Annotated in this window: 24 protein-coding genes; 10 read left to right on the forward strand and 14 right to left on the reverse strand. The window is 68.4% G+C overall.

What is annotated here, in order from left to right; all coding sequences use genetic code 11:
- Nucleotides 1-18 precede the first annotated feature (18 nt).
- Genes ACAM58_RS14520 through ACAM58_RS14535 form a run of 4 tightly spaced genes read left to right on the forward strand, consistent with a single transcriptional unit; the run spans nucleotide 19 to nucleotide 3,412 of the window.
- A complete protein-coding gene (locus ACAM58_RS14520; RefSeq protein WP_012748112.1) occupies nucleotides 19-699 on the forward strand; it encodes a response regulator transcription factor in 681 nt (226 codons plus the stop codon).
- Nucleotides 696-2,117: a sensor histidine kinase gene (locus ACAM58_RS14525; RefSeq protein WP_369663065.1), complete on the forward strand. Its 1,422-nt coding sequence runs from the start codon at nucleotides 696-698 to the stop codon at nucleotides 2,115-2,117. Before ACAM58_RS14520 ends, ACAM58_RS14525 begins: the two co-directional genes overlap by 4 nt.
- Nucleotides 2,118-2,121: 4 nt before the next feature.
- Entirely contained in the window at nucleotides 2,122-2,556 is a 435-nt protein-coding gene (locus ACAM58_RS14530; RefSeq protein WP_278876355.1) for an RNA-binding S4 domain-containing protein, read from the forward strand.
- Nucleotides 2,557-2,605: 49 nt separating this feature from the next.
- A complete protein-coding gene (locus tag ACAM58_RS14535; RefSeq protein WP_012748114.1) occupies nucleotides 2,606-3,412 on the forward strand; it encodes a PPK2 family polyphosphate kinase in 807 nt (268 codons plus the stop codon).
- An 18-nt stretch (nucleotides 3,413-3,430) separates the two neighbouring features.
- Here ACAM58_RS14535 and ACAM58_RS14540 read toward each other — a convergent pair whose 3' ends face one another.
- Together ACAM58_RS14540 and ACAM58_RS14545 are read right to left on the reverse strand one after the other, a co-directional pair.
- Nucleotides 3,431-4,102: a hypothetical protein gene (locus ACAM58_RS14540; RefSeq protein ID WP_012748115.1), complete on the reverse strand. Its 672-nt coding sequence runs from the start codon at nucleotides 4,100-4,102 to the stop codon at nucleotides 3,431-3,433.
- 139 nt (nucleotides 4,103-4,241) lie between these two features.
- On the reverse strand, nucleotides 4,242-5,354 hold the full coding sequence (locus ACAM58_RS14545) for a substrate-binding domain-containing protein (RefSeq protein ID WP_012748116.1): 1,113 nt from the start codon (nucleotides 5,352-5,354) through the stop codon (nucleotides 4,242-4,244).
- A gap of 123 nt (nucleotides 5,355-5,477) precedes the next feature.
- Between ACAM58_RS14545 and ACAM58_RS14550 the strand changes: the two genes are divergently transcribed.
- Genes ACAM58_RS14550 through ACAM58_RS14570 form a run of 5 tightly spaced genes read left to right on the forward strand, consistent with a single transcriptional unit; the run spans nucleotide 5,478 to nucleotide 11,463 of the window.
- Nucleotides 5,478-5,942: a formate dehydrogenase subunit gamma gene (locus ACAM58_RS14550; protein ID WP_012748117.1), complete on the forward strand. Its 465-nt coding sequence runs from the start codon at nucleotides 5,478-5,480 to the stop codon at nucleotides 5,940-5,942.
- A complete protein-coding gene (locus ACAM58_RS14555; RefSeq protein ID WP_012748118.1) occupies nucleotides 5,939-7,498 on the forward strand; it encodes a formate dehydrogenase beta subunit in 1,560 nt (519 codons plus the stop codon). The genes ACAM58_RS14550 and ACAM58_RS14555 overlap by 4 nt, the downstream gene beginning before the upstream one ends.
- A 22-nt stretch (nucleotides 7,499-7,520) precedes the next feature.
- Complete coding sequence (gene fdhF, locus ACAM58_RS14560; protein WP_369663066.1) at nucleotides 7,521-10,394, forward strand: formate dehydrogenase subunit alpha; 2,874 nt, start codon at nucleotides 7,521-7,523, stop codon at nucleotides 10,392-10,394.
- Nucleotides 10,391-11,227: a formate dehydrogenase accessory sulfurtransferase FdhD gene (gene fdhD / locus ACAM58_RS14565; protein WP_012748120.1), complete on the forward strand. Its 837-nt coding sequence runs from the start codon at nucleotides 10,391-10,393 to the stop codon at nucleotides 11,225-11,227. Before fdhF ends, fdhD begins: the two co-directional genes overlap by 4 nt.
- An 11-nt stretch (nucleotides 11,228-11,238) precedes the next feature.
- Nucleotides 11,239-11,463, forward strand: coding sequence for a formate dehydrogenase subunit delta (locus ACAM58_RS14570; protein ID WP_012748121.1), 225 nt, complete (start codon nucleotides 11,239-11,241; stop codon nucleotides 11,461-11,463).
- Nucleotides 11,464-11,479: 16 nt separating this feature from the next.
- Here ACAM58_RS14570 and fba read toward each other — a convergent pair whose 3' ends face one another.
- From fba to ACAM58_RS14625, 11 genes are read right to left on the reverse strand one after another with little or no spacing between them, the layout of a single operon-like run.
- Entirely contained in the window at nucleotides 11,480-12,496 is a 1,017-nt protein-coding gene (fba, locus tag ACAM58_RS14575) for a class II fructose-bisphosphate aldolase (RefSeq protein WP_012748122.1), read from the reverse strand.
- Nucleotides 12,497-12,536: 40 nt separating this feature from the next.
- Entirely contained in the window at nucleotides 12,537-13,718 is a 1,182-nt protein-coding gene (locus ACAM58_RS14580) for a phosphoglycerate kinase (RefSeq protein ID WP_012748123.1), read from the reverse strand.
- Nucleotides 13,715-15,754: a transketolase gene (gene tkt / locus ACAM58_RS14585; RefSeq protein ID WP_012748124.1), complete on the reverse strand. Its 2,040-nt coding sequence runs from the start codon at nucleotides 15,752-15,754 to the stop codon at nucleotides 13,715-13,717. The genes ACAM58_RS14580 and tkt overlap by 4 nt, the downstream gene beginning before the upstream one ends.
- 55 nt (nucleotides 15,755-15,809) lie before the next feature.
- Nucleotides 15,810-16,688: a phosphoribulokinase gene (locus ACAM58_RS14590; RefSeq protein ID WP_012748125.1), complete on the reverse strand. Its 879-nt coding sequence runs from the start codon at nucleotides 16,686-16,688 to the stop codon at nucleotides 15,810-15,812.
- A gap of 50 nt (nucleotides 16,689-16,738) precedes the next feature.
- On the reverse strand, nucleotides 16,739-17,815 hold the full coding sequence (locus ACAM58_RS14595; RefSeq protein ID WP_012748126.1) for a class 1 fructose-bisphosphatase: 1,077 nt from the start codon (nucleotides 17,813-17,815) through the stop codon (nucleotides 16,739-16,741).
- An 18-nt stretch (nucleotides 17,816-17,833) separates the two neighbouring features.
- Nucleotides 17,834-18,565, reverse strand: a complete 732-nt coding sequence (locus ACAM58_RS14600; RefSeq protein WP_012748127.1) for an HAD-IA family hydrolase — start codon at nucleotides 18,563-18,565, stop codon at nucleotides 17,834-17,836.
- Nucleotides 18,562-19,266, reverse strand: coding sequence for a ribulose-phosphate 3-epimerase (gene rpe, locus ACAM58_RS14605; protein ID WP_012748128.1), 705 nt, complete (start codon nucleotides 19,264-19,266; stop codon nucleotides 18,562-18,564). The genes ACAM58_RS14600 and rpe overlap by 4 nt, the downstream gene beginning before the upstream one ends.
- Nucleotides 19,267-20,070: an HAD-IA family hydrolase gene (locus tag ACAM58_RS14610; RefSeq protein ID WP_012748129.1), complete on the reverse strand. Its 804-nt coding sequence runs from the start codon at nucleotides 20,068-20,070 to the stop codon at nucleotides 19,267-19,269.
- Nucleotides 20,067-20,999 carry a CbbX protein gene (gene cbbX, locus ACAM58_RS14615; protein WP_012748130.1) on the reverse strand — a complete coding sequence of 311 codons (933 nt, stop codon included), beginning with the start codon at nucleotides 20,997-20,999 and terminating at the stop codon, nucleotides 20,067-20,069. Before cbbX ends, ACAM58_RS14610 begins: the two co-directional genes overlap by 4 nt.
- Before the next feature lie 36 nt (nucleotides 21,000-21,035).
- On the reverse strand, nucleotides 21,036-21,455 hold the full coding sequence (locus tag ACAM58_RS14620) for a ribulose bisphosphate carboxylase small subunit (RefSeq protein WP_012748131.1): 420 nt from the start codon (nucleotides 21,453-21,455) through the stop codon (nucleotides 21,036-21,038).
- A 32-nt stretch (nucleotides 21,456-21,487) separates the two neighbouring features.
- On the reverse strand, nucleotides 21,488-22,945 hold the full coding sequence (locus tag ACAM58_RS14625) for a form I ribulose bisphosphate carboxylase large subunit (RefSeq protein WP_307592608.1): 1,458 nt from the start codon (nucleotides 22,943-22,945) through the stop codon (nucleotides 21,488-21,490).
- Nucleotides 22,946-23,074: 129 nt separating this feature from the next.
- On the opposite strand from ACAM58_RS14625, the gene ACAM58_RS14630 reads away from it, so the two are divergent.
- Nucleotides 23,075-24,052 (forward strand): LysR family transcriptional regulator, encoded by a 978-nt coding sequence (locus ACAM58_RS14630; RefSeq protein WP_012748133.1) that lies wholly within the window; start codon nucleotides 23,075-23,077, stop codon nucleotides 24,050-24,052.
- 18 nt (nucleotides 24,053-24,070) lie between these two features.
- Here ACAM58_RS14630 and ACAM58_RS14635 read toward each other — a convergent pair whose 3' ends face one another.
- Nucleotides 24,071-26,296: a TonB-dependent receptor gene (locus tag ACAM58_RS14635; RefSeq protein WP_012748134.1), complete on the reverse strand. Its 2,226-nt coding sequence runs from the start codon at nucleotides 26,294-26,296 to the stop codon at nucleotides 24,071-24,073.
- Nucleotides 26,297-26,321: the final 25 nt, after the last annotated feature.

A 26,321-nucleotide genomic window follows, 5' to 3' on the forward strand; every position in this document is an offset into this window, starting at 1 on the left:
ATTCCCCCACCACACCCCATGAAGCTGCTGCTGGTCGAAGACGATCCCTCGATGCAGGTCACCCTGCAGCGCGCCCTCGCCCGCAGCAGGATCGACGTGCGCATCTGCGGCGACGGCGCCCTGGCCGTCGAGCAATGGCGCGCCCTGGAGCCCGACGTGGTGGCGCTCGACCTGAGCCTGCCCAACCTCGACGGCCTGCAGGTGCTGGCCCAGGCGCGCGCCGCGGGGCTGCGCACGCCGGTGCTGCTGCTCACGGCCCGCGGCACGGTCGGCGACCGCATCATGGGCCTGAACGCCGGCGCCGACGACTACCTGCCCAAGCCCTTCGACCTTGACGAGCTGGAAGCACGCATCCGCGCACTGCGCCGGCGCCACCAGAACGCCGGTGCCGACGCGGTCCTGAACCCGCAGGAGGTGGGCGGGCTGCGCTTCGACCCCGAGAGCGGCGCCATCTATCACCGCGCCGGCATCCTGGAGCTCACGCCGCGCGAACTGGCGCTGCTCAAGGCGCTGATGATGAAGCCCGGCCACGCGGTGAGCAAGGAGCGGCTCTTCGAACTCGTGTTCCCGGGCGAGACCGACGTGCAGTACGAGGCCATCGAGGTGGTGGTGTATCGCCTGCGCAAGAAGCTCGCGGGCACCGGCGCGGCGCTGATGACGCTGCGCGGACTGGGCTACCTGCTGCGCGCCGAGCCATGAAGAGGGCCTTGTCGCTGCGCGCGAGGCTGCTGCTGGGCATTCTCGCGCCGGTGGCGCTGTTCATCGTGATCAACAGCGTGAGCCTGTACCGCCAGAGCCTGGCCGCGGCCACCACGGCCTACGACCGCACGCTGCTCGCGTCGGCCAAGACCATCGGCGAGCAGCTCGACGTGGAAGGCTACGACGAGAACGCGCGGCTGCGCGCCATCGTGCCCTATTCGGCGCTCGAGGCCTTCGAGGCCGACAACCGCAGCCGCCTTTTCTATCGCGTCTCCGCGCTCGACGGCGAGATGGTCTCGGGCTTTGCCGAGTTGCCGTTCTGGCGCGGCCGCATCCCCGACCGCGGGGCCTATGCGGCACTGGTCGACTTCTACGACGCGCGCTTTCGCGACCAGCCGGTGCGCATGGCGGTGTTGCTGCAGCCCGTGGCCAGCGGCCGCGGCCGCGGCATGGCCGTGGTGCAGGTGGCCGAAACCCTGGAGTTGCGCGAAACGCTGGTGCGCAAGCTGCTGGTCGACATGCTGTGGCGCCAGCTGCTGCTGATGGGCGTGATCGCGCTGGTGACCGTGCTGGTGGTGCAGCGCGCCACGCGGCCGGTGCGCGAGCTCGGCGAAGCCATCGAGAAGCGCGCGGCCGACGACCTTTCCCCGATCGACGCGCCCGACGCGCCGCGCGAACTGCGCCCGCTGGTCGATGCCACCACCGAGGTCATGGGCCGGCTGCAGCGCCTGCTCGACCACCAGAAGCGCTTCGTGCGCGACAGCGCCCATCAGCTGCGCACGCCGCTCGCAGTGCTCAAGGCGCAGGTGCAATCGGCGCGGCGCGGCGACGTGCCGCCCGAGCAGGCGCTGGGCGAGATCAGCCAGACCGTGGAGCGCGCCACCACGCTGGCCAACCAGATGCTGTCGCTCGCCAAGGTCGAGCAGCTGCGCCAGCGGCCGGAATCGATGCCGCTGGAGCTTGGCGAGGTGGTGCGCCAGATTGCGCTCGACCTGTCGCCGCTGATCGCCGACAAGGCGCTGGACTTCGAACTGGCCATCGACGGGCCCGTGACGGTGCGCGCGCACCAATGGATGCTGCAGGAGCTCACGCGCAACCTGCTGCACAACGCCATCAAGCAGAGCCCGCGCGGCGGCGCCCTTTTGGTGATGGTGCGCTCGGACGGCCCGGAAGCCGTGCTGACGGTGCGCGACCAGGGGCCCGGCATTGCGGCCGAACTGCGCCAGCGCCTGTTCGCGCCATTTTCCGCCGGCGACACCGCCTGCGGCTCGGGGCTGGGCCTGGCCATCTGCCGCGAGATCGTGCTCGCGCTCGGCGGGCGCATCAGCCTCGACAACCGCAGCGCGCAGGAAAATTCCGCACAGGTGATCGGCCTCGATGCTGTCGTGCGGCTGCCTCTCTTCCACCACAATGCCTGAACCTATGGATCGCCTGCGCATCGACAAATGGCTCTGGGCCGCCCGCTTCTTCAAGACGCGCTCGCTGGCCGCGGACGAAATCGGCAAGAACCGGGTGCAGGTCAACGGCGACATCGCCAAGGCCTCGCGCGAGGTCAAGCCCGGCGACACGGTGGCCATCCGCCTGGGCGCCGTGACGCGAACCGTCACGGTGCGCGGCCTGAGCGGCCAGCGCGGACCGGCGCCGGTGGCGCAGCAGCTCTACGAAGAAACGCCCGAGAGCATTGCCGCGCAGGCGGCCATCCGCGAGCAGCGCCGCATGGGCAGCGAACCGGCGCTGGCCATCGAGCAGGGCCGGCCCACCAAGCGCGACCGGCGCGAGCTCGACGGCGCCGCGCGGCATGCCGAATGGGACAGCCGCTGGAGCGCTTCCATCGACCCGGACGAGAGCGAACGCTGACCCGGCGCTGATCGCGTACGCTGCGTGCTTTTGCACGGAGTCCGGATTCATGGCCAGCTTCAAGAAGTACCGCGTCGACAGCAAGTTCAAACTTTCGCAGGTGGACCCCGGCGAATCTCCGTTCCTGGACGGCAACGAAGCCGACCAGCTCGCCGAGATCGACGCCCTGGCCATCGAGCTCGACGAAATGCAGAACCTGCTGCACGCCGAGGGCCGCCGCAAGGTCCTGCTGGTGCTGCAGGGCATGGACACCAGCGGCAAGGACGGCACCGTCCGCTGGGTCTTCTCGCGCACCTCCCCGCTGGGCGTGCGCGTCACCGCCTTCAAGGCGCCCAGCGACGACGAGCGCGCGCACGACTATCTCTGGCGCTGCCATGCGGTGGTGCCGCGCAGCGGCGAGATCGCGGTATGGAACCGCAGCCACTATGAAGACGTATTGGTGCCCGTGGTCGAAGGCTGGATCGACAAGGCCGAGACCCAGCGGCGCTACGCGCAGATCAACGATTTCGAGCGCCTGCTCGTCGAGACCGGCACGGTGATCGTCAAATGCATGCTGCACATCGACAAGGACACGCAGCGCGAACGCCTGCAGGCGCGCATCGACACGCCCGGCAAGCAATGGAAGTTCAATGTGGGCGACCTCGAGGTGCGTACCAAGTGGAGCGCCTACCAGCAGGCCTACGACAAGGCGCTGCGCGCCACCTCGACCGAGCACGCGCCCTGGTACGTGATACCGGCCAACAACAAGCGGCACCGCAACCTGATGATCGCGCGGCTCCTGATGAAGATCCTGCGGCAGATGAAGCTCAAGGCACCGCCCGCCGACCCCGCCCTCAAGGGCATGCTCATCAAGTGACGAGCGGCGCCCGCGCCGTCAGGAGGAGCGCCGGACGGCCGACTGGCCCAGCACGCGGCACTTGCCGAATTCGCAGCGCACGGCCCAGGCCGTGCCGTTCGAGCAGGGCACGCTGTACGCCTCGTAGCCCGGGCCCTTGGCGGTGAGCTCGGCGCGCGGCTGGATGCTGCACTGCCCGGCCTTGGCAAGCACTTCGGCGTTGTAGGTGTCGACCCCGGTCCGGCGCGGCGCCATCACCACTTCCGGATTGAAGGCATGGCCGTAGAAGGTGTCGCGTACGTTCGGGTCGAGGTTGCGATAGCCGCGCTTGGCCATGCAGTGCACCACGGCGATCTGCTGGTGCTCGGCAATCAGCTCCGCGCTGGGCCGGTAGGACATGTCGATCACCGCGGCCGAAATGCCGGTGTACGAGGCCGCGGCCACGATGCCCTGTCCATGGACAGTGATCAGGCCCAGGCCCAGGGCGAGCCACATGGCGTCGCCGGTCTCGCTGCGCGCGGTGATCCGCATTGCCGCCGTGCGGCAATCGGCCACGTCGCTGTCGTAGCGGGCCCGGTCCACGCCTTCCATGGCGACCATGGGCACGTACGACAGCCCGGTTCCGGTGCCGGGTTGCGTCGGTGTGGGCGGCGTGCTGACGCACCCTGCCAACGCAACAACGGCGCACACGATGCTCAGCAGCAGCTTCATGGAGATCCCTCGTCCTCTTTCGCGATAGTTCGGGCGATTTAACCATACAGATGGTTACTTTTGAGCCTGATTTGTCGCGAAGTTGCGACGAACGCGTTGCTGAGTGCTTTTGGCTGACAGCGAAAGAGCGACCCTGCTGTCAGGACCGCGTGGCCGTGCGGCGCTTGCCGGCCGGCGCGGGGCGAAGCGACTCGAAGGCCTCGGGCAGCGACAGCACGCGGCCGCAGTTCACCGCCTGGTAGCCCGGCAGCCGGTTCACGGCGCTCTGGTAGGCCTCGCTCTGCAGGATGTCCAGCATCCGCCGCACGATGGGTGCGGCGAGCGAGCGCTCCTCGCACAGCAGGAAGTAGCGCTCCACCTGGTTGGAGATGAAGTCCAGCTTGAACTGGCGCGCCGGCGTTTCCACGCCGTAGCCCGCGTCGGCCATGCCGCTGGCCACGAAGGCCGCCACGGCCGCATGCGTGAACTCGCATTGCTCGTAGCCCTTGATGGCCTCGGGCGCGATGCCCTGCTCGCGCAGTTGCAGGTCGAACAGGTAGCGCGTGCCCGAGCCCGCCTGCCGGTTGATGAAGCGGACATCGGAACGCGCCAGGTCGGCCGGCGTGTAGATCTTCTTCGGGTTGCCGGGCGCCACCATCAGGCCCTGGTGCCGCGTCGCCATGCCGATGACCTTCTGCGTATCGGCATTGAGCCAGGGCCCGTAGTGCGCGACGGCTTCGGCCTCGAACGCGCCCAGCGGCACATGGAAGCCCGCGACGTCGCAGCTGCCGTGGTGCAGCGAGGCCACGGCCTCCTCGCTGCCGCAGTAGCGCAGATCGCCCGGCACCTGCGCCGCGGCCAGGAAGCCATGCAGCGCCTCGATCGCGAAGCCATGGCTCGCGTGGATGCGCAGCAGCGTGGGCGCGGTGGGAATCAGCTTCTCGATTTCCGCGCCCAGTTCGGAGGCCAACGAATCCAGCAGCGGCGACAGCCGCGCGGTGATGCGGCGGTCGGCCCACACCAGCTTTTCGCCAAGCGGCGTGAGGCTGGAACCCTTGCCGCGCTGCATCACCACCAGCGGCTGGCCGAACATGGCTTCGCCCTGTCGGATCAGCTCCCAGGCATGGCGGTAGGACACGCCGGACGCGGTGCAGGCGCTCGAAAGGCTGCCGTGCTCCAGCACCTGCACCAGCAGTTCGATCACCCGCGGCGCCAGGGCCGCGCCGTCGGTCTGGCGGATGGTCCATTGCGGCCTGATGTGCACTTCATGCATGAGTTTCGGCTTTCCAAAGCATATTTATTGGGCTGAACGCTTCATATTGTGGCATTCGATGCCTCTCCATAGACTCGCGCCACCACGAGTACCGCAGCTCCAACTTTAGGAGATTCAAGGCATATGAACAATCTGGGCATCGCGGCATCCATCGCCGCCGCGCACAAGGACAGGCCGGGCGGGCTGCTTCCTGCGCTCCACGGCATCCAGGACGCGCTGGGGCATGTTCCGCCCGACGCGGTCCCGCTCATCGCCGAGCAGTTCAACCTGTCGCGCGCCGAGGTACATGGCGTGGTGAGCTATTACCACCACTTCCGCTCGGCCCCGGCGGGCCGGCTGCTGGTGCAGGTCTGCCGCGCCGAGGCCTGCAAGGCGATGGGCGCGGACGCGCTGCTCGCGCATGCCGAGCAACGCCTGGGCTGCGGCGTGCACGGCACCTCGGCCGACGGCCAGTGCTCGCTGGAGCCGGTGTTCTGCCTCGGCCTGTGCGCCTCGTCGCCCGCCATCGCGGTGAACGGCGAGGTGCATGCGCGCATCACGCCGGCGCTGTTCGACGACATCGCCCGGGAAGCACGGAGCGCCTCATGACCACCACCATCATCTATGTCCCGCGCGACTCCGCGGCGCTGGCTGTCGGCGCCGACCGGGTGGCGCGGCAGATCGAAGCACAGGCCCGTGCGCGCAACGCCGACGTGCGCATCGTGCGCAACGGCTCGCGCGGCCTGTTCTGGCTGGAGCCGCTGGTCGAGGTGGCCACGCCGCAAGGCCGTGTGGCCTACGGCCCGGTCACGGGTGCCGACGTTGCGGGCCTGTTCGAGGCCGGCTTTCTTTCCGGCGGCGCCCATGCGCTGAACCTGGGCCTGACCGAAGAGATTGCGTACCTGAAGAAGCAGGAGCGCCTGACCTTCGCGCGCATGGGCGTGACCGACCCGGTGTCCGTGGCCGACTACGAGGCGCACGAAGGCTTCGCGGGACTGCGCCGCGCGCTCACCCTCGCACCGGCCGAAATCGTGCAGCAGGTGCTCGACTCCGGACTGCGCGGCCGCGGCGGCGCCGCATTCCCGGCCGGCATCAAATGGAAGACCGTGCTGGCCGCGGAGGCGCCGCAGAAATACATCGTCTGCAATGCCGACGAAGGCGACTCGGGCACCTTCTCGGACCGCATGACGATGGAAGGCGATCCGCTGATGCTGGTGGAAGGCATGGCCATCGCGGGCATTGCAACGGGCGCGACCGAAGGCTACATCTACGTTCGCTCGGAATACCCGCATGCCATTGCCACGCTGAACGAGGCAATCCGCCATGCGGAGCAGGCGGGCTTCCTGGGCGACGACATCCTGGGCTCGGGCCACGCCTTCCGCCTGACCGTGCGCAAGGCCGCGGGCGCCTACGTGTGCGGAGAGGAAACCGCGCTGCTCGAAAGCCTGGAAGGCCGCCGCGGCATCGTGCGCGCCAAGCCGCCGCTGCCGGCGCTGCAGGGCCTGTTCGGCCAGCCGACCGTGATCAACAACGTGATCACGCTGGCGTCGGTGCCCCTCATCCTGGCGCGCGGCGCGGACTTCTACAAGCACTACGGCATGGGCCGCTCGCGCGGCACGCTGCCGTTCCAGCTGGCCGGCAACATCCGGCACGGCGGCCTGGTCGAGAAGGCCTTCGGCCTGAGCCTGCGCGAACTGCTCTACGACTTCGGCGGCGGCAGCGCGAGCGGCCGGCCGATCAAGGCGGTGCAGGTGGGCGGTCCGCTGGGCGCCTACGTGCCCGAATCGCAGTGGGACCTGCCGCTCGACTACGAGGCCTATGCGGCCGTGGGCGCGGTGGTCGGGCACGGCGGCATCGTGGTGCACGACGACACGGCCGACATGTCGCAGCTGGCGCGCTACGCGATGGAGTTCTGCGCGATCGAGTCCTGCGGCAAGTGCACGCCCTGCCGCATCGGCTCCACGCGCGGCGTGGAAGTGATCGACAAGATCACGAGCAACCAGAACCGGCCGCAGCAGGTCATCCTGCTGCGCGACCTGTGCGACACCATGCTGCACGGTTCGCTCTGTGCGATGGGTGGCATGACGCCCTACCCCGTGCTCTCGGCCATCAATCACTACCCGGAGGACTTCGGCATCGAAGCCCCCGACCGCGCCGCAGCCTGACCGAACAGAGAGGAGACACCCCATGCTGAACCCATCGCAAGACATCGACCACGGCACGCCGCGCCGTGAGTCCACCGAGGAAGTCACGCTCGAGATCGACGGCATGCCGGTGACGGTGGCCAAGGGCACCTCGCTGATGCGCGCCGCGGTCGATGCGGGCGTGCAGGTGCCCAAGCTGTGCGCGACCGACAGCCTGGAGCCCTTCGGCTCGTGCCGGCTCTGCCTGGTGGAGATCGACGGGCGCAAGGGCTATCCGGCGTCGTGCACCACGCCGGCCGAGGCCGGCATGAAGGTGCGCACGCAAAGCCCGAGGCTGCAGGAGCTGCGCAAGGGCGTGATGGAGCTCTACATCTCCGACCATCCGCTCGACTGCCTCACCTGCGCCGCCAACGGCGACTGCGAACTGCAGGACATGGCCGGCGTCACGGGCCTGCGCAACGTGCGCTATGGCTACGACGGCGCCAACCACCTGAAGAGCGCCAAGGACGAGTCCAATCCCTACTTCACCTACGACCCGTCCAAGTGCATCGTCTGCAACCGCTGCGTGCGCGCGTGCGAAGAAACGCAGGGCACCTTCGCGCTCACCATCAGCGGCCGCGGCTTCGAGTCGCGCGTGTCGCCAGGCCAGGACCAGCCCTTCATGGAATCCGAATGCGTGAGCTGCGGCGCCTGCGTGCAGGCCTGCCCCACCGCCACGCTGCAGGAAAAATCGGTGATCTGGCTGGGCCAGGCCGAGCACAGCGCCATCACCACCTGCGCCTATTGCGGTGTGGGCTGCGGCTTCAAGGCCGAAATGAAGGGCAACGAAGTGGTCCGCATGGTGCCCTGGAAGGACGGCAAGGCCAACGAAGGCCACTCGTGCGTCAAGGGCCGCTTCGCCTGGGGCTACGCCACCCACAAGGACCGCGTTCTCAAGCCCATGATCCGCAGCAAGATCACCGACCCGTGGCGCGAGGTGAGCTGGAACGAAGCCGTCAACTACGCCGCCAGCGAGTTCCGCCGCATCCAGGCCAAGTACGGCACCGATTCCATCGGCGGCCTCGTGTCCTCGCGCTGCACCAACGAGGAGGGCTACCTGGTGCAGAAGCTGGTGCGCGCGGCCTTCGGCAACAACAACGTCGACACCTGCGCGCGCGTGTGCCATTCGCCCACCGGCTACGGACTGAAGCAGACCATGGGCGAATCGGCCGGCACGCAGACCTTCAAGTCGGTCGAGAAGTCGGACGTGATCATGGTGATCGGCGCCAATCCGTCCGACGGCCACCCGGTGTTCGCATCGCGCATGAAAAGGCGCCTGCGCGCCGGCGCCCGGCTGATCGTGATCGACCCCCGCACCATCGACCTGGTGAAGTCGCCGCACGTCAAGGCCGACCACCACCTCAAGCTCAGGCCCGGCACCAACGTGGCGGTGATCAGCGCCATGGCGCATGTGATCGTGACCGAAGGCCTGGTCGACGAGGCCTTCGTGGCCGAGCGCTGCGAGCCCAAGTCGTTCAACGAGTGGCGCGAATTCGTCGCGCGACCGGCCAACTCGCCCGAGGCCATGGAAGCCGTGACCGGCGTGCCGGCCGCCGAGCTGCGCGCCGCCGCCCGGCTCTTCGCCAAGGGCCACGACGGCAAGCGCAATGCCGCCATCTACTACGGCCTGGGCGTGACCGAGCACAGCCAGGGCTCGACCATGGTGATGGGCATCGCCAACCTGGCCATGGCCACCGGCAACGTGGGCCGCGAAGGCGTGGGCGTGAATCCGCTGCGCGGCCAGAACAACGTGCAGGGTTCCTGCGACATGGGCTCGTTCCCGCACGAGCTGCCGGGCTACCGCCATGTGTCTGACAGCACCGCACGCGGCAGCTTCGAAGACGCCTGGGGCGTGGCGCTGCGGGCCGAGCCGGGCCTGCGCATTCCCAACATGTTCGATGCCGCCATCACCGGCAGCTTCAAGGGCCTGTACTGCGAAGGCGAGGACGTGGTCCAGTCGGACCCCAACACCCAGCACGTGGCCGAGGCGATGATGGCCATGGAATGCATCGTGGTGCAGGACCTGTTCCTCAACGAGACCGCCAAATACGCGCACGTGTTCCTGCCGGGCGCGTCGTTCCTGGAAAAGGACGGCACCTTCACCAACGCCGAGCGCCGCATCTCGCGCGTCACCAAGGTCATGCCGCCCAAGGCCGGCTATGCCGACTGGGAGGTGACGCAGCTGCTCTCCAACGCGCTGGGCTACCCCATGAACTACGCGAGCGCCGAGGAAATCATGGACGAGATCGCCGCGCTCACGCCCACCTTCACGGGCGTGAGCTACGCCAAGCTCGCGAAGCTGGGCAGCGTGCAGTGGCCCTGCAACGAGGCCGCGCCGGAAGGCACGCCGACCATGCACATCGGCGAGTTCGTGCGCGGCAAGGGCAAGTTCATCATCACGCAGTACGTGCCGACCGACGAGAAGGTCACGCGCATGTACCCGCTGATCCTGACTACTGGGCGCATCCTCTCGCAGTACAACGTGGGCGCGCAGACCCGCCGCACCGAGAACAACCAGTGGCACAGCGAGGACCGGCTCGAAATCCATCCGGCCGACGCCGAGGACCGCGGCATTGCCGAGGGCGACTGGGTCGGCATCCGGAGCCGCGCCGGCGAAACCGTGCTGCGCGCCACCATCACCGAGCGCGTGCAGCCGGGCGTGGTCTACACCACCTTCCACTTCCCCGAATCGGGCGCCAACGTGATCACCACCGACAACTCCGACTGGGCCACCAACTGCCCCGAGTTCAAGGTGACCGCGGTGCAGGTGATGCCGGTGATGCAGCCTTCCGAATGGCAGCAGGAATACAGCCGGTTCAACGCGCTGCAGGAAGAACTGCTGAGCAAGCGCATCGAAGAAACGGCGGCCGCCAAGTGAACCTGTCCGACGTACCGCTGCGCCCCGGAAGCGCGGAACTTCTGCCCGTGCGCGGCGTGCGCGCGCTCCAGGCCTTCGACAACCGCGACTGGGTGGCCGTGGAGGTGCCGGTCGCGCTGGAGTTCAACGGCATTGCGCATGCCGTGATGCTTGCAACGCCCACCGACCTGGCCGACTTCGCGCTGGGCTTCGCGCTCAGCGAGGGCATCCTGCTCGGGCGCAATGAGCTCTACGGCGTCGAGGAAGCATACGCGCCCGAGGGCATCACCCTCAAGCTCGACGTGGCAAGCGCGGCCTTCGCGCGGCTGAAGGCGCGCCGCCGCTCGATGGCCGGACGCACGGGCTGCGGCCTGTGCGGCACGGAGAGCCTGGCGCATGTCACGCGTGCGCTGCCGCCGTTGCCCGAGGGCCCGGCGCTTTCGACCCGCGCTGTCGCGCGCGGCATGCGGGAGCTGGCATCGATGCAGGTGCTGCAGAAGGTCACCGGCGCCGTGCACGCGGCGGCCTGGTGCAGCGCCGAGGGCGAGGCCCTGCTGGTGCGCGAGGACGTCGGCCGCCACAACGCGCTCGACAAGCTCGTCGGCGCGCTCGCAAGAAGCAGTGTGCCCGCCTCCACCGGCTTCATCGCGGTGACCAGCCGCGCGAGTTTCGAGATGGTGCAGAAAACCGTCGCGGCCCGCGTGCCGCTGCTGGCCGCCGTTTCGGCCTCGACCTCGCTGGCCACGGCCATTGCAGAGGACGCGGGCCTGACGCTGGCGGGCTTCGTGCGCGGCGACGACCTGGTCATCTACACCCACCCGTGGCGGCTCAACGGCCTGCCCGCCAACGCCTGAGGTTTTCTGCAATGCACGTCGACCAGCTGATCCGCATGGTGAACCAGATGGGCAGCTTCTTCGAAGCCATGCCCGACCGCAGCGAAGCCCTGCATGACCTCGCGCTGCACCTGAAGCGCTTCTGGGAACCGCGCATGCGGCGCGAGCTGCTGGCGCACCTGGACGCCGGCGGGCCGGGCGAACTGAACCCCGTGTCGGCCGAGGCGATCCGCGTTCACCGGGCGCTGCTCGAATAGCAGCGCCGCACCGCGCCTACTGCAGTGCCGCCGGCTTGATCCGCGACGCCATGCCGGCGGTGCCGAAGGCCTGGAAGCGGTCGATGCAGACATCGCGCGCCGCCGCGGTCGCTTCTTTGAGGAACTTGCGCGGATCGAATTCGCTGCGGTCCTGGCCCATCGCGCGGCGCATCGCGCCGGTCATCGCGAGCCGGATGTCGGTGTCGATGTTGACCTTGCGCACGCCATGGCGGATGCCCTCCTGGATCTCCTCCACCGGCACGCCGTAGGTTTCCTTGATGTCGCCGCCAAAGTCGCGGATCACGGCCAGCCATTCCTGCGGCACCGACGAGGAGCCGTGCATCACGAGGTGCGTCTTCGGAATGCGCGCATGGATCTCCTTGATGCGGTCGATCGCAAGGATGTCGCCGGTCGGCTTGCGGCTGAACTTGTAGGCGCCATGCGAGGTGCCGATGGCAATGGCCAGCGCATCCACGCCGGTGCGCGAGACGAAGTCGGCCGCCTGCTGCGGATCGGTCAACAGCTGGTCGTGCGTCAGCACGCCCTCGGCACCGCTGCCGTCTTCCTCGCCCGCCATGCCCGACTCGAGCGAGCCGAGGCAGCCCAGCTCGCCCTCGACCGAGACGCCGACCGCATGCGCCATCTCCACCACGCGGCTCGTCACGCCCACGTTGTAGTCGTAGCTCGCAGGCGTTTTCGCGTCTTCCATCAGCGAGCCGTCCATCATCACGCTGGTGAAGCCCGAGCGGATGGCCTGCATGCACATCGACGGGCTTGCGCCATGGTCTTGGTGCATCACGATCGGGATCTCGGGGTACATTTCGGCGGCGGCCTCGACCATCTTGCGCAGGAAGGCTTCGCCCGCGTACTTGCGCGCACCGGCCGAGGCCTGCAGGATGACGGGGCTGTCGGTCTTGCGCGCGGCCTGCATGATGGCCTGGATCTGCTCCAGGTTGTTGACGTTGAACGCCGGCACGCCGTATTGGTGCTCGGCGGCGTGGTCCAGCAATTGGCGCAGCGAAATCATGGCCATGGGAAGCTCCTGTGGATGTGAAAAATCGGTGATGGGGGCGTCAATGCCGCCGGTCCTGGAGCGCTTTGACGGCCGGCAGGCTCTTGCCTTCGAGGAATTCGAGGAAGGCGCCGCCCGCCGTCGAGACGTAGTCGATGCACTCCTCCACCTCGAACTGGTTGATGGCGGCCACGGTGTCGCCGCCGCCCGCGAGCGAGAACGCATCCATGCGCGCGATCGCGTGGGCCAGCGTGCGCGTGCCGTGCGAGAACTGCTCGATCTCGAACACGCCGAGCGGGCCGTTCCAGACGATGGTCTTGCACTGGCCGAGCATCGCGACGAGCCGCGCCACCGACTCCGGGCCGAAGTCCAGGATCATGTCGTCGGGCGCCACGTCGGCCACGGCCTTCACGGTCGCGCGCGCCGTCGGCGAGAACTCGGTGGCCGTGACCACGTCGGTCGGCATGAAAAGCTGCGCACCGCGCGCCGCGAGCGCCGCGGCCACGGCACGCGCGGTGTCCACCATCTCGGGCTCGCACAGCGACCGGCCGATCGGATGGCCCGCCGCGAGCAGGAAGGTGTTGGCCATGCCGCCGCCCACCACCAGCCACTCGACCTGCGCGGCGAGCGATTCGAGGATCGACAGCTTGGTCGACACCTTGGCGCCGCCGACGATCGCGGCCAGCGGCCGCGCGGGGTTCGCTAGCGCACGGCCGAGCGCATGGAGTTCCGACGCCATCAGAGGACCGGCGCAGGCAATGGGCGCGAGCCGGGCCAGCGCCTCGGTGGTGGCCTCGGCGCGGTGCGCGGTGCCGAAGGCATCGTTCACGTACACGTCGCACAGGGCCGCCATGCGCCGCGCCAGGGCTTCGGCATTGGCCTTCTCGCCGACGTTCGCGCGGCAGTTCTCGAGCAGCGCCACCTCGCCGGGTGCCACGTCGAAGGGGCGGTCGATCCAGTCGGCCACCAGCGCCACCGGCGCGCCCAGCAGCTCGCCGAGCCGCTTCGCCACCGGCGCCAGCGATTCGCCGGGTGCAAGCCGGCCTTCCTTCGGGCGGCCCAGGTGCGAGGCGACCATCACGCGCGCCCCTTGCGACAGCGCATGGCGGATGCCGCCCAGGCTGGCGCGGATGCGCGTGTCGTCGCTGATGCGCCCCGAGGCATCGAGCGGCACGTTGAGGTCGCAGCGGATGAACACGCGCTGTCCGCGCAGGTCGACCTGGTCGAGCGTGTTGAAGCTCATGCGGCCTCTTTCACGTTGGCCAGCGCGGCGTTCGCGAGCAGGCGGCGGGCGCGCTCGGCCACCACTTCGGCCGTGAGGCCGAACAGCTTGAAGAGCTCCCCGGCCGGCGCCGATTCGCCGAAGCGGTCGAGCCCGACCACGTCGCCGTATTCGCCGACGAACTTCCACCACAGGCCCGTGCTGCCGGCCTCCACCGCGACGCGCGGCAGGTGGCGCGGAACGACCGCGTGGCGCCATTCGGCATCCTGCCGTTCGAACACGTCCATGCACGGCACGGACACCACGCGCGCCTCGATGCCCTCCTGCGCCAGCAGGGCCGCCGCGGCCAGGGCGACGCCCACTTCGGAGCCGCTTGCCAGCAGCGCCACGCACTCGGCCTCCGGGCGGCGCAGCACATAGGCGCCGCGCGCGATCGACTCGATGCGCTCATCGCCGTCGCCGGCATGCGGCAGCGCCTGGCGCGTCAGCAGCAGGCAGCTCGGCCCGTCCACGCGGCGCAGCGCCTGGCGCCAGGCCACGGCCGTCTCAGTGGCATCGGCCGGGCGCCAGACATCGACATCGGGAATCAGCCGCAGGCTCGAGGCATGCTCCACCGGTTGGTGCGTCGGGCCGTCCTCGCCGAGCCCGATGGAGTCGTGCGTGAAGACGTAGATTACCGGCAGCTTCATCAGCGCCGACATGCGCACGCCGTTGCGCGCGTAGTCGGAAAAAGTCAGGAAGGTGCCGCCGAAGGGACGGAAGCCGCCATGCAGCGCGAGCCCGTTCATGATGGCCGCCATGCCGAACTCGCGCACACCGTAGTGCACGTGGTTGCCGGTGCCGGTACCCTTGAGCGCGCGGTGGCCCTTCCAGTCGGTGAGGTTCGATCCCGTGAGGTCGGCCGAGCCGCCGATCAGCTCGGGCATCGCGGGGCCGACCTCGTCGAGCACCTGCTGCGAGGCCTTGCGCGTGGCAACCGAGGCCTTGCGCTGTTCCGCGCCCGACGCGGCCGAAGCCAGTGCCGCCTCGGCCTTCGCGGTGAGCGGCGCATCGGTGCGGTGGCGCCGCAGCAGCTCGCGGGCAAGCGCCGGATGTTCCTGTGCATAGACGGCGAAGCGCTCCTGCCAGGCCTTGTGCAGCGCGGCGCCCGATTCGCGCGCCGACCAGGCCTCTGCAACATCCGCCGGCACTTCGAAGGGCGCGGCGCTCCAGCCGAGCGCCTGCCGCGTCAGCGCGATCTCGGTCTCGCCCAATGCCTCGCCGTGTGCCTTGGCGGTGCCGGCGCGGTTCGGCGAGCCCTGGCCGATGCGCGTCTTGCAGCACACCAGCACCGGGCGGTCCGAAGCCGTGGCTTGCGCGATGGCTGCGTCGAGCGCCGCGGCGTCGTGGCCGTCGACATCGCGCAGCACGGTCCAGCCGTAGGCTTCGAAGCGGCCCGGCGTGTCGTCGCTGAACCAGCCGCCGACCTCGCCGTCGATCGAGATGCCGTTGTCGTCGTAGAACGCCACCAGCTTTTTCAGGCGCCAGGTGCCCGCGAGCGAGCAGGCCTCGTGGCTGATGCCTTCCATCAGGCAGCCATCGCCCAGGAACACATAGGTGCGGTGGTCGATCACCTCGTGGCCGGGACGGTTGAATTCCTCGGCCAGCAGCTTCTCGGCCAGCGCCATGCCCACCGCATTGCTGATGCCCTGCCCCAGCGGCCCGGTGGTCGTTTCCACGCCGGGCGTGACGCCGACCTCGGGGTGGCCCGGCGTGCGCGAATGCAATTGGCGGAAGCGCCGCAGCTCCTCCATCGGCAGCGCATAGCCGCTCAGGTGCAGCAGCGCATACAGCAGCATCGAGCCGTGGCCGTTGGACACGACGAAGCGGTCGCGGTTCATCCAGCGCGGATCGGCCGGGTCGTGCCGCAGGCGGTGCCGCCACAGCGCCTCGGCGATGTCGGCCATGCCCATCGGCATGCCCGGGTGGCCCGAATTGGCGGCTTGCACGGCGTCCATGGCCAGCGCGCGGATGGCGTTGGCGCACTGCGTGCGCAAGGCGAGGTTGTCGATCGTCATGCGAAGGTCCGGTTGGTTTCGTTTGTGTGAGATATGCGGCCGAGGCGCTCGCGCGCTAGATCGCGTAGGACTTCTTGCGCCGCTCCATGAGGCGCAGGATCATCGGCGTGAAGATCAGCTGCATCGCGAGCTCCATCTTTCCGCCCGGCACCACCAGCGTGTTGGCGCGCGACATGAAGGAGTCGTGCAGCATGCTCAGCAGGTACGGAAAGTCGAAGCCCGTCGGGTTGGCGAAGCGGATCACCACCAGGCTCTCGTCCGGGCTCGGGATGGTGCGCGCAATGAACGGGTCGGAGGTGTCGACCACCGGCACGCGCTGGAAGTTGATGTGGGTGCGCGTGAACTGCGGGCAGATGTAGTGCACGTACTCGTTCATGCGGCGCAGGATCACGTCGGTCACGGCCTCGGTCGAATAGCCGCGCGTGTTCTTGTCGCGGTGCAGCTTCTGGATCCACTCGAGGTTGATCACCGGCACCACGCCGATCAGCAGGTCGACGTGGCGCGCGATGTCGACCTTCTCGGTGGTCACGCCGCCATGCAGGCCTTCATAGAAAAGCAGCTCGCTGTCGGGCAGCGTTTCCCACGGCGTGAAGGTGCCGGGCTCCTGCTTGTAGGGCGCCGCCTCCACCGCGTCGTGCAGGTACTTGCGGCTCTGGCCGACGCCCGCTTCGCCGTAGTCGCGGAACAGCGCCTCGAGCTCGGCGAACAGGTTCGCGTCTTCGCCGAAGTGGCTGAAGTTGCGGTTGCCGGCGGCCTCGGCCTCGGCCATGGCCACCTTCATGGAATTGCGGTCGTAGCGGTGGAAGCTGTCGCCTTCCACGATGGCCGCCTTGACGCTCTCGCGGCGGAAGATGTTCTCGAAGGTCCGCGTGACGGACGTGGTGCCCGCGCCGGACGAACCGGTGATGGCAACGATGGGATGTTTGGCTGACATGGTGGCCTCGGGGAAATGAAGAAATCGTGCGGGCGGCAGGGCCTCGTGGTTCAGGCCGCGGTCGCAAACAGGCCGCGCTTGCCGAACAGCGGCGCCTGGTAGGTGTCCTGCGGCTCCTCGCTGTGGTAGGCCTCCACGCGCGCCACCTCGTCGGACGAACCGAAGACGAAGCCGATGCGCTGGTGGATCGACTCCGGCTCGACCGCCATCAGGCGGCGCCGGCCGGTGCTGGCCATGCCGCCGGCCTGTTCGATCAAAAACGAGATCGGATTGGCCTCGTAGAGCAGCCGCAGGCGCCCGTCGCGGCCCGCTTCCTTGCTGTCGCGCGGGTACATGAAGACGCCGCCGCGCATCAGGATGCGGTGCGTCTCGGCCACCAGCGAGGCGATCCACCGCATGTTGAAGTCGATGCCGCGCGGGCCTTCCTTGCCGGCCAGGCATTCGTCGACGTAGCGCTTCACGGCCGGCTCCCAGAAGCGGCTGTTCGAAGCGTTGATCGCGAACTCGCTGGTCTGCCGCGGAATGCTCAGGTTCGGATGGCTCAGCACCCATTCGCCCAGCTGCGGATCGAGCGTGAAGGCGTGCGTGCCGTTGCCCAGCGTCAGCACCAGCATGGTCGAAGGGCCGTAGATCGCATAGCCGGCGCCAACCTGCTCGGTGCCGGGCTGCAAGAAGTCTTCAGGCTTCGCGTCGGCCTCTGGCGTGGGCGCGCGCAGGATCGAGAAGATGCTGCCCACCGCCACGTTGACATCGATGTTCGACGAACCGTCGAGCGGATCGAACAGCAGCAGGTACTTGCCGCGCGGGTACTGCTGCTGCGGCGGCAGGTAGGGCTCTTCCATCTCTTCCGAGACCATGCCCGCTACGTGGCCGCCCCACTCGTTGGCGCGCAGGAACATGTCGTTGCTCAGCACGTCGAGCGTCTTCTGTTCCTCGCCCTGCACGTTCTGTGTGCTCGCGCTGCCGAGCACGTCGCCCAGCGCGCCGAGCGCCACCTTGCGCGAGATCGCCTTGCAGGCGAGGGAGACGTCGGTGATGAGCGCGTTGAGCGCGCCCGTGGCACCGGGGTGACGGCGGCGCTCCTCGATGATGTACTGGGTCAGCGTGGCCTTGCCTGCAATGGGCATGATCGTCTCCTGGTTGAATCAAAAAATCCGGGTCGTCGTTTCTTCGTCTCGGCGTGCCGCGGCGCGCGACTCGCATGCCCTTAGCAGCAGCTGCTGCGGCGTCGAGACGCGCCACGCGCGCGCCGCTTCAGCCGCATTCCCCGCCGCATGGCCGCCATAGCCCCAGGCCACCAGCGCCGCCGGACAGCCTGCGGCCTGCGCCGCGAGCAGGTCGGCCGGGCCGTCGCCCACCATCAGCAGGCGCGCGGGTTCCACGCCCAGCTGGCGCGCCGCGGCCTGCAGCAGGAGCGGCGCGGGCTTGCGCTGCGCCGCGGTGTCGGCACCGTGGACCCCTGCCATCGCCGGCAGCAGACCCGCTGCATCCAGCACGGCGCGTGCCAGCGGCGTCGGCTTGTTCGTGACCACCACCATCGGCAGCGTGCGGCGCAGGCCGGAGACGAGTGCGGCAATGCCCTCGAACACGCTGCCGAACTTCAAGGGCGCCGCCAGCGTGGCGGCATCGAAGGACTTGCGCAGCCGGCCGCGCAGCGCCTCGCTGCCGCCGAGCCCGTGCTCGCGCAGCGCCTGCAGGATCAGCGCGTCGGGGCCGTCGCCGATCCATGCGCGCACGGTGTCCAGCTCGAAGCAGGCGAGCCCGGCTTCGTCGAGCGCGAGGTTCAGCGCCTGCCGGATGTCGGGCGCGCTGTCGACCAGCGTGCCGTCGAGATCGAAGGCGATCGCATCGATGCCGCACAGCTCTTCTTTCGTCATGCGGGACGCCCTTCCATGGACTCGCGGCCCTGCAGCGCCGCTGCGCGGATGGCGCCAATCGCTTCGCGGTAGCGGCCGCCGTTGAACACGGCCGAGCCCGCCACCAGCGTGTCGGCCCCGGCGGCGCCGATGCGCGCGGCGTTGTCGGGCTTCACGCCGCCATCGACCTCCAGCCAGATCTCGCGCCCGCTCGCGTCGATGCGGCGGCGCACTGCCTCGATCTTCGGCAGTACGCTCTCGATGAAGCTCTGTCCGCCGAAGCCCGGGTTGACCGACATCAGCAGCACCAGGTCGAGCTGGTCCAGCACATGGTCGAGCACCGCGAGCGGCGTGGCGGGGTTGAGCACCAGGCCGGCCTTGCAGCCGCTGTCCCGGATCAGCCGGATGGTGCGGTCGATGTGCTCGCTGGCCTCGGGGTGGAAGGAGATGATCGAGGCGCCGGCCTGCGCGAACATCGGGATCAGCGCATCGACCGGCTTGACCATCAGGTGCACGTCGATCGGCACCGTCGCATAGGGCTTGATGGCCTCGCAGACCAGCGGACCAATTGTCAGATTTGGAACATAGTGGTTGTCCATGACATCGAAATGGATCAGGTCGGCACCGGCCTCGACGACCGCCGTGACCTCTTCGCCGAGCCGCGCAAAGTTGGCCGACAGCAGGCTGGGCGCGATGCGCATGGCGTTTCTTGTGTTCTGCATCTAGGAGTTCTCGCGGTAAAGCGCCTGCACGGCATTCAAGGGCGGGGCCACCGTGGCCATTTGCAACAGTTCGTCGATGCCGAGCCACGCCGCGGACTCGAGGCGTCCGCCGGGTTCGCCGGGCAGCGGCTGGCCAGGATCGCCCAGGCTCGGCAGCACCAGGCCGGCGCCGCTGAAGTCGCTGCCCTCGGTCCAGAAGGTGGGCGTGACCAGCGTCCAGAGCCCGGCACCCAGGGCCGAGCGCAGCCCGTTGGGCGAGTCCTCGATGGCGATGGCGCGCTCGGGCGGCACGCCCAGCGTCTCGAGCGCCAGCAGGTAGATGTCGGAGGCAGGTTTTTTCGCGCGCACCTGGTCGCCGCAGGCGATCACGTCGAACATCGTGAGCCCGCGCGGGCCCAGCGTGGCCTGCAACAGCGCGTCGATGTTGACGGCGGTGGTGGTGCTGGCAATGGCCAGGCGCAGGCCGGCGCGCTGAGCCTCCTCCAGGAAGCGCAGCACGCCGGTGCGCAGCTCGATGCCGCCGCGCCGCGCGATGTCGGTGTAGTGCTGCGTCTTGGCCGCATGGATGGCCGGCACGCGTTCATGCAGCCGCTTCTTCTCGGATGCGCCGAGCGGCAGCGAATCGACATAGGCCTTCATGCGCTCCTTGCCGCCGGTGACCGCCAGCAGCGCGCGGTATTCGGCCTGGCTCCAATGCCAGCCGAGCCCGAGCTGCTCGAACGCCAGGTTGAAGGCCATGCGATGCACTTCCTCGGTGTCGGCCAGGGTGCCGTCAACGTCGAAGACCAGGGCTTCGATGCTCATCTCTTTTCTCCTTCGGCCTGCGCCGCATCCGCCGCCGGATGGAAGACGCGGCTGGCCAGGATGTCCTGCGCCTGCAGCGTGCAGAGCTGCTCGCGCGTCAGCGCCGCGTCGCTGCCGAACAGGCGCGTGGCGTGGCGCAGCCGGATGCGGTCGAGCGCGTTGCGGATCGAGCGCGCATTGGCAAAGTGCGGCTGCTGCCGGCGCAGGCTCACGTAGCGCGAGAAGGTGGAGGCCGCGCCGTCGTCGAAGCTGTAGTTCAGCCGCCCCAGCATGAGCTGCGCGATCTGCATCAGCTCGGCCTCGCTGTAGTCCGGAAAGTCGATGTGGTGCGCAATGCGCGAGGCCATGCCCGGGTTGCTGCCGAAGAAGGTCTCCATGCGGTCCTTGTAGCCCGCAAGAATCACCACCAGGTCGTCGCGCTGGTTCTCCATCACCTGCAGCAAGATTTCGATGGCCTCCTGCCCGTAGTCGCGCTCGTTCTCGGGCCGGTAGAGGTAGTAGGCCTCGTCGATGAACAGCACGCCGCCCATCGCCTTCTTGATCACTTCCTTGGTCTTGGGCGCCGTGTGGCCGATGAACTGGCCCACCAGGTCGTCGCGCGTCACCGCCACCAGGTGGCCCTTGCGCACGTAGCCCAGTTGCTTGAGCACCTCGGCCATCCGCATCGCCACCGTGGTCTTGCCGGTGCCCGGGTTGCCCGTGAACGACATGTGCAGCGAAGGCGGCTGCGACTGCAGCCCCTGTTCCTGGCGCAGCTTGTCGATCAAGAGCAGCGCCGCGATGTCGCGGATGCGGCCCTTGACCGGCGCCAGCCCGATCAGCTCGGCGTCGAGCTGGTCGAGCAGCGCCTTCACGCCCGAGGACTCGAAGAGCTGCCTCGGCGCGGTCGCGACAGCGGCCGTGGTGGCGGGGGTTTCGGTGGCGTCCATGCGTGGCTCCGGCAATCTCCGTGTGGCGGGGTTCGATCAGTAGCGGCTGCCTTCGGGCCGCGCCTGCACCGCATAGCTTTCGAGGCTGTAGCGGATCGTGCGGCCCGGCTCCTCGGTGCGGATCAGGCGGAAGCCCGGTTCGTTCGACGGCCGGTTGACAATGAAGGACATCACGACCGACTCGGTGCCGTGCGTCGAATCGAAGGCCGTCACGCGGATGTATTGCTGCGGAAAGGTCTTGCGGCAGGCCGCGAGTTCGAGCATCACGCCGGCCGCATCCTTGATGTCGAACATCGGGTTGCCGAACATCTCCCAGAAGGTGTTGCGCGGATGCGGGTCGTCGGTGTATTCGAGGCCGATGGCCCAGCCCTTGCCCAGGCAATACTCGACCTGGCGGCTGATCTGCTCGTCGCTCAGGTCGGGCAGGAAGGAAAAGGTGCCTTGTGTGATTCGCATGTCTGTTGCTCCTGGAACTGGAAAAGGCGGGTTCAGGCCACCGACGGCGTCGGCACGTAGTCCGAGGTATCGGTGGAGGCGTAGTTGAAGGAGATCTCGCCCCAGGTGTCGAGCGCGGCCGCGAGCGGCGTGCACCACTTGGCTGCGTCGCGCAGGATCTGCGGCCCCTCGTTGGCGATGTCGCGGCCTTCGTTGCGCGCCAGCACCATGGCTTCGAGCGCCACGCGGTTGGCCGTGGCCCCGGCCTGGATGCCCTGCGGGTGGCCGATGGTGCCGCCGCCGAACTGCAGCACCACGTCGTCGCCGAACAGGTCGAGCAGCTGGTGCATCTGGCCCGCATGGATGCCGCCCGAGGCCACCGGCATCACCTTGCGCAGCGCGCCCCAGTCCTGGTCGAAGTAGATGCCGCGCGGCAGGTCGACCTTGGTGTGCGTGTCGCGGCACACGTTGTAGTAGCCCTGCACCGTCATCGGGTCGCCCTCGAGCTTGCCCACGGCCGTGCCCGCATGGATGTGGTCCACGCCCGCCAGGCGCATCCACTTGGCGATCACCCGGAAGCTCACACCGTGGTTCTTCTGGCGCGTGTAGGTGCCGTGGCCCGCGCGGTGCAGGTGCAGGATCATGTCGTTCTGGCGGCACCAGTTGCTCATCGACTGGATGGCCGTGTAGCCGATCACGAGGTCGACCATCACGATCACCGAGCCCAGCTCCTTGGCGAACTGCGCGCGGCGGTACATCTCTTCCATGGTGCCGGCCGTGACGTTCAGGTAGCTGCCCTTGACCTCGCCGGTGGCGGCGCTGGCCTTGTTGACGGCGTCCATCACGAACAGGAAGCGGTCGCGCCAGTGCATGAAGGGCTGCGAGTTGATGTTCTCGTCGTCCTTCATGAAGTCGAGCCCGCCGCGCAGGCCTTCGTACACCACGCGGCCGTAGTTGCGGCCCGAGAGCCCGAGCTTGGGCTTGGTGGTGGCGCCCAGCAGCGGCCGGCCGAACTTGTCGAGCCGCTCGCGCTCCACCACGATGCCGGTCGGCGGGCCCGGGAAGGTCTTGACGTAGGCCACCGGGAACTTCATGTCCTCCAGCCGCGCGGCCTTCAGCGGCTTGAAGCTGAAGACGTTGCCGATGATGGAAGCCGTCACGTTGGTGATCGAGCCTTCCTCGAACAGCGAGAGGTCGTAGGCCACGTAGCAGAAATACTGGCCCGGATTGTTGGGCACCGGCTCCACCTTGTAGGCCTTGGCGCGGTACATGTCGCAGGCCGTGAGGCGGTCGGTCCACACCACCGTCCAGGTGGCGGTGGACGATTCGCCGGCCACGGCCGCGGCGGCCTCGATGGCGTCCACGCCTTCCTGCGGCGTGATGCGGAAGAGCGCGAGGATGTCCGTGTCCTTGGGCACGTAGTCGCCGTCCCAGTAGCCCATCTGCGCGTACTTGAGCACACCGGCCGAGTAGCGCTTCTTGGCGTCGGTGATCTGGATTGCTTCGTTCATGTTGCCCATGGAGTGCCTCTCAAAAAGAAGGGGTGTGGTGCTGTCTGGTGAAGTGAATGTAGGCCGCATGAAAGATAAAGAAAAATTAAATCTTTTGACATTCACATTTGCTAAACCTAATATCACTGCATGCCCCTTTCCAAGCACGCGAGCTTCAGGCAGCTCGCCACCTTCCACGCCGTGGCGCGGCTCGGCAGCGTTTCACTTGCTGCAGATGAAATGCACCTGACGCAACCCGCGGTGTCGATACAGATCGGCACACTCGAGGAGTCGGCCGGCACGCCGCTTTTGCAGCGCACGGGCCGCGGCATCCGGCTGACCGAGGCAGGCGAATTGCTGGCGGGCTATGCCGGCCGCATCCTCGACCTGTGGCGCGAGGCCGGCGACGAAATGGCGATGCTGCAAGGCGTGTTCTCGGGCACCTTGCGCGTGGGCGCCATCACCACGGCCGAGTACCTGCTGCCGCCCATCCTGGTGAACTTCGCCAAGGAGCATCCGAAGGTGAAGGTCAAGCTGCAGGTCGGCAACCGCGACGAGATCGTGCGCATGCTCGCGGGCCAGGAGATCGACATCGCCATCATGGGCCGACCGCCCGCAGAACTGAAGACCGACTCCAGCGCCTTCGCCAAGCACCCGATGGCCTTTCTCGCGGCGCCTTCGCACCCGCTGATGTCCGCGGCCAAGCCGAGCATCGCCCTGCTCTCGGACACGCGCATGCTGGTGCGCGAGCGCGGCTCGGGCACGCGCACCACGGTCGAGCGCTTCTTCAAGGACCACGGCCTGCCGCTGCGCATCGGCTCCGAGCTGTCGAGCAACGAGGCCATCAAGCAGATGTGCGCCGCGGGCTTCGGCATTGCCTTCTTGTCGATGCACACCTGCGTGCTCGAGATGAACGCCGGCCTGCTGGGCGTGCTGCCGGTGCCGGGCAATCCGGTGGTGCGCGACTGGTACGTGATGCACCTCGCGTCGCGGCAATTGCCGCAGGTGGCGCTGGCCTTCGAAGAATATTTGCGCACGCATGGCCAGGCGCAGATCCAGCAGCAGCTCGGCACGCTGCCGGCGGCGCGTACCGCGGCCAGGAAACGCAGCGTGCGGCGCGCGGCCTGAACCTTCGGGCGCGCCGGTTCAGACGCCCAGTTGCACCCGCATGCCGATCCACACCGCGCGCGGCGCGCCGGGAGCCACGAACTGCACGTTGCGCCATGCATCAGGCGCCAGCACCGCGCCGCTCGCATCGAAGCCGCTGCGGCCCAGCTGGCCGGCGGTGGCGTAGCGCCGGTTGAACACGTTCGCCACCTTGGCAAAAAGCTCCACGTTGGGCCCGAGCTTCCAGCGCGTCGTGAGGTCGAGCAGCGCGTAGCCGCCGATGCGGCCGCTGCCGCTGAAGTCGGCCCCGTCGGGCGCGTGCAGGCCGTTCTCGTTGCCGCGCACCGTCTGCTTCGAATACACGCGGTACTGCGCGCCCAGCGTCCACTCGGGCGTCACGCGCCAGTCGACATTGAGCTTGAGCGAATGCGCCGGCAGTCCCGGCAGGCGGTCGCCGCGGCGCACCGCGATCTCGCCCTCGCCGGTGCAGGCGGGGCTGGTCTCGGCGCTGCTGTTGGCTTCGGCCACCAGGCAGGCCGGCGAGTCGTACCTCGCGCGCAGGTAGCTGTACGACAGCGACCAGTCGACGCGTTCGGTCTGCTGCGAGAGCCCGAGCTCCACGCCCTGGCGCAGGGTGCGCCCGAAGTTGCTGAAGTAGCCGCGCGAAAGCCCGCTGCTCACGAACAGCAGGTCGTCCTTGTTGACGGTGCGGAACACCGAGGCATTCCACCGCATGCCTGGCTCGAGCGTGCCGCGCAGCCCGGTTTCGAAGGTCTGCGACACCACCTGCTTGAGCGGCGGATCGGACTGCAGCGCATTGGGCAGCACGCAGGCGTTGGCCGGATCGGAGCAGCCGAGCTCGATCGGGCTCGGCGCGCGGCTGCCCTGGCTCCAGCCCGCGTAGGCCGTGAGCCGCGGCGTAGCCTGCCAGGTGAGGCCGATGGCAGGATTGAACTTCTTGTAATGGCCTTCGCCATCGAGCCGGGTGGACAGCCCGAGCAAGGCGCGCCCGTCGTCGCGGGTGCTCACTCGAGTGTCGTTGTAGCGGCCCGAAAGGCTCAGCTGCAGGTTCGGCTGCAGGCTCACCAGGTCGGAAAAATAGATGCTCGCGGTGCGGCTCTTGCCCGCGAGCAGCGCATCGACTTCGGCTTCTTCCTGCGGCACCACCGCGCGCGTGGAGTCGAGCATGCCCTCGGCCTCGGTCTGGCGGAAGTGCGTGCGCGCACGGTCCACGGAGGCGCCGAAAGTGAGCTGGTGAATGCCCGCGGTATAGGTCGACTGCAGCGCCACGCCTTCGCTGCGCTGGCGCGTGTAGGTGCGGTTCTCCACGCCCGTGGCTTCGTTGTCCGGCGGATTGAAACCGTCGTTGAGGTCGCCGTTGAGCGTGCTGTAGCGCGAGCGCCGCGTGTAAGCCGTCATGGAGATCGTCTGCACGTCGCTCAGGCGGTAGCTGGCATTGAGCGTGAGCATCGACATGCGGTTTTCGGTGCGGTCGGGCCGCGTGTACACCTGCTTGCGGTTCTGCATCAGCATCGACTCGGGCAGCAGGCCGTTGCCGATCATCCGGTTGTCGCCATGGGTGAAGCTCAGGTCCCAGGAGAGCTTTCCGCTGTCCTGCCCCACCTTCGCAAACAGCTGGCGCACGCGCGAAGGCGAGTAGTTGCGCCAGCCGTCCTCGTTGAGGCCGCCGAGCGCAAGGAACAGGTGCCCGCCTTCGGCCAGCTTGCGGCCGTGCGTGAGCTCGGTGCTCACGCGGCCGAAGGAGCCGGCCTGCAGTTCCAGCTCGGTGCCCGGATGCGTGTCGCCGCGCTTGGTCTGCAGCGACAGCGCACCGCCGAGCGTGTTGAGGCCGAACAGCGGGTTGGAGCCCGGCAGCAGCGTGATGCTCGAGATGGCGGCCTTCGGGATGAGGTCCCAGTTCACCACGTCGCCGAAGGGCTCGTTGATGCGCACGCCGTCCTGGTACACCGACAGGCCCTGGGGCGTTCCGAGCACCGGGCTCGCGCTGAAGCCGCGGTAGTTCACGTCGACCTGGAACGGATTGCCCTGGATCTCGTTCACGTTCACGCTGGGCAGCTGCGTGGCCATGAAGTCCGGCAGGTTCAGGCTCTGCGCGCGGCGCAGGTGCCGGTCGTCGGCGGTCTGCACGTTGGACGGGATCTGGTCCTTCGGCACCTCGATGCCCGGCACGGGCGTGGTGGCCACCACCTCGACGGCCGGCAGCGTGCCCGCCTGCGGCGCGGCCTCCTGCGCCTGGCCGGGCATGGGGCAGGCAGCGGCCGCCACGGCA

This window comes from Variovorax sp. V116 (genome assembly GCF_041154435.1).
GTDB classification, from domain to species: Bacteria; Pseudomonadota; Gammaproteobacteria; order Burkholderiales; family Burkholderiaceae_C; genus Variovorax; species Variovorax paradoxus.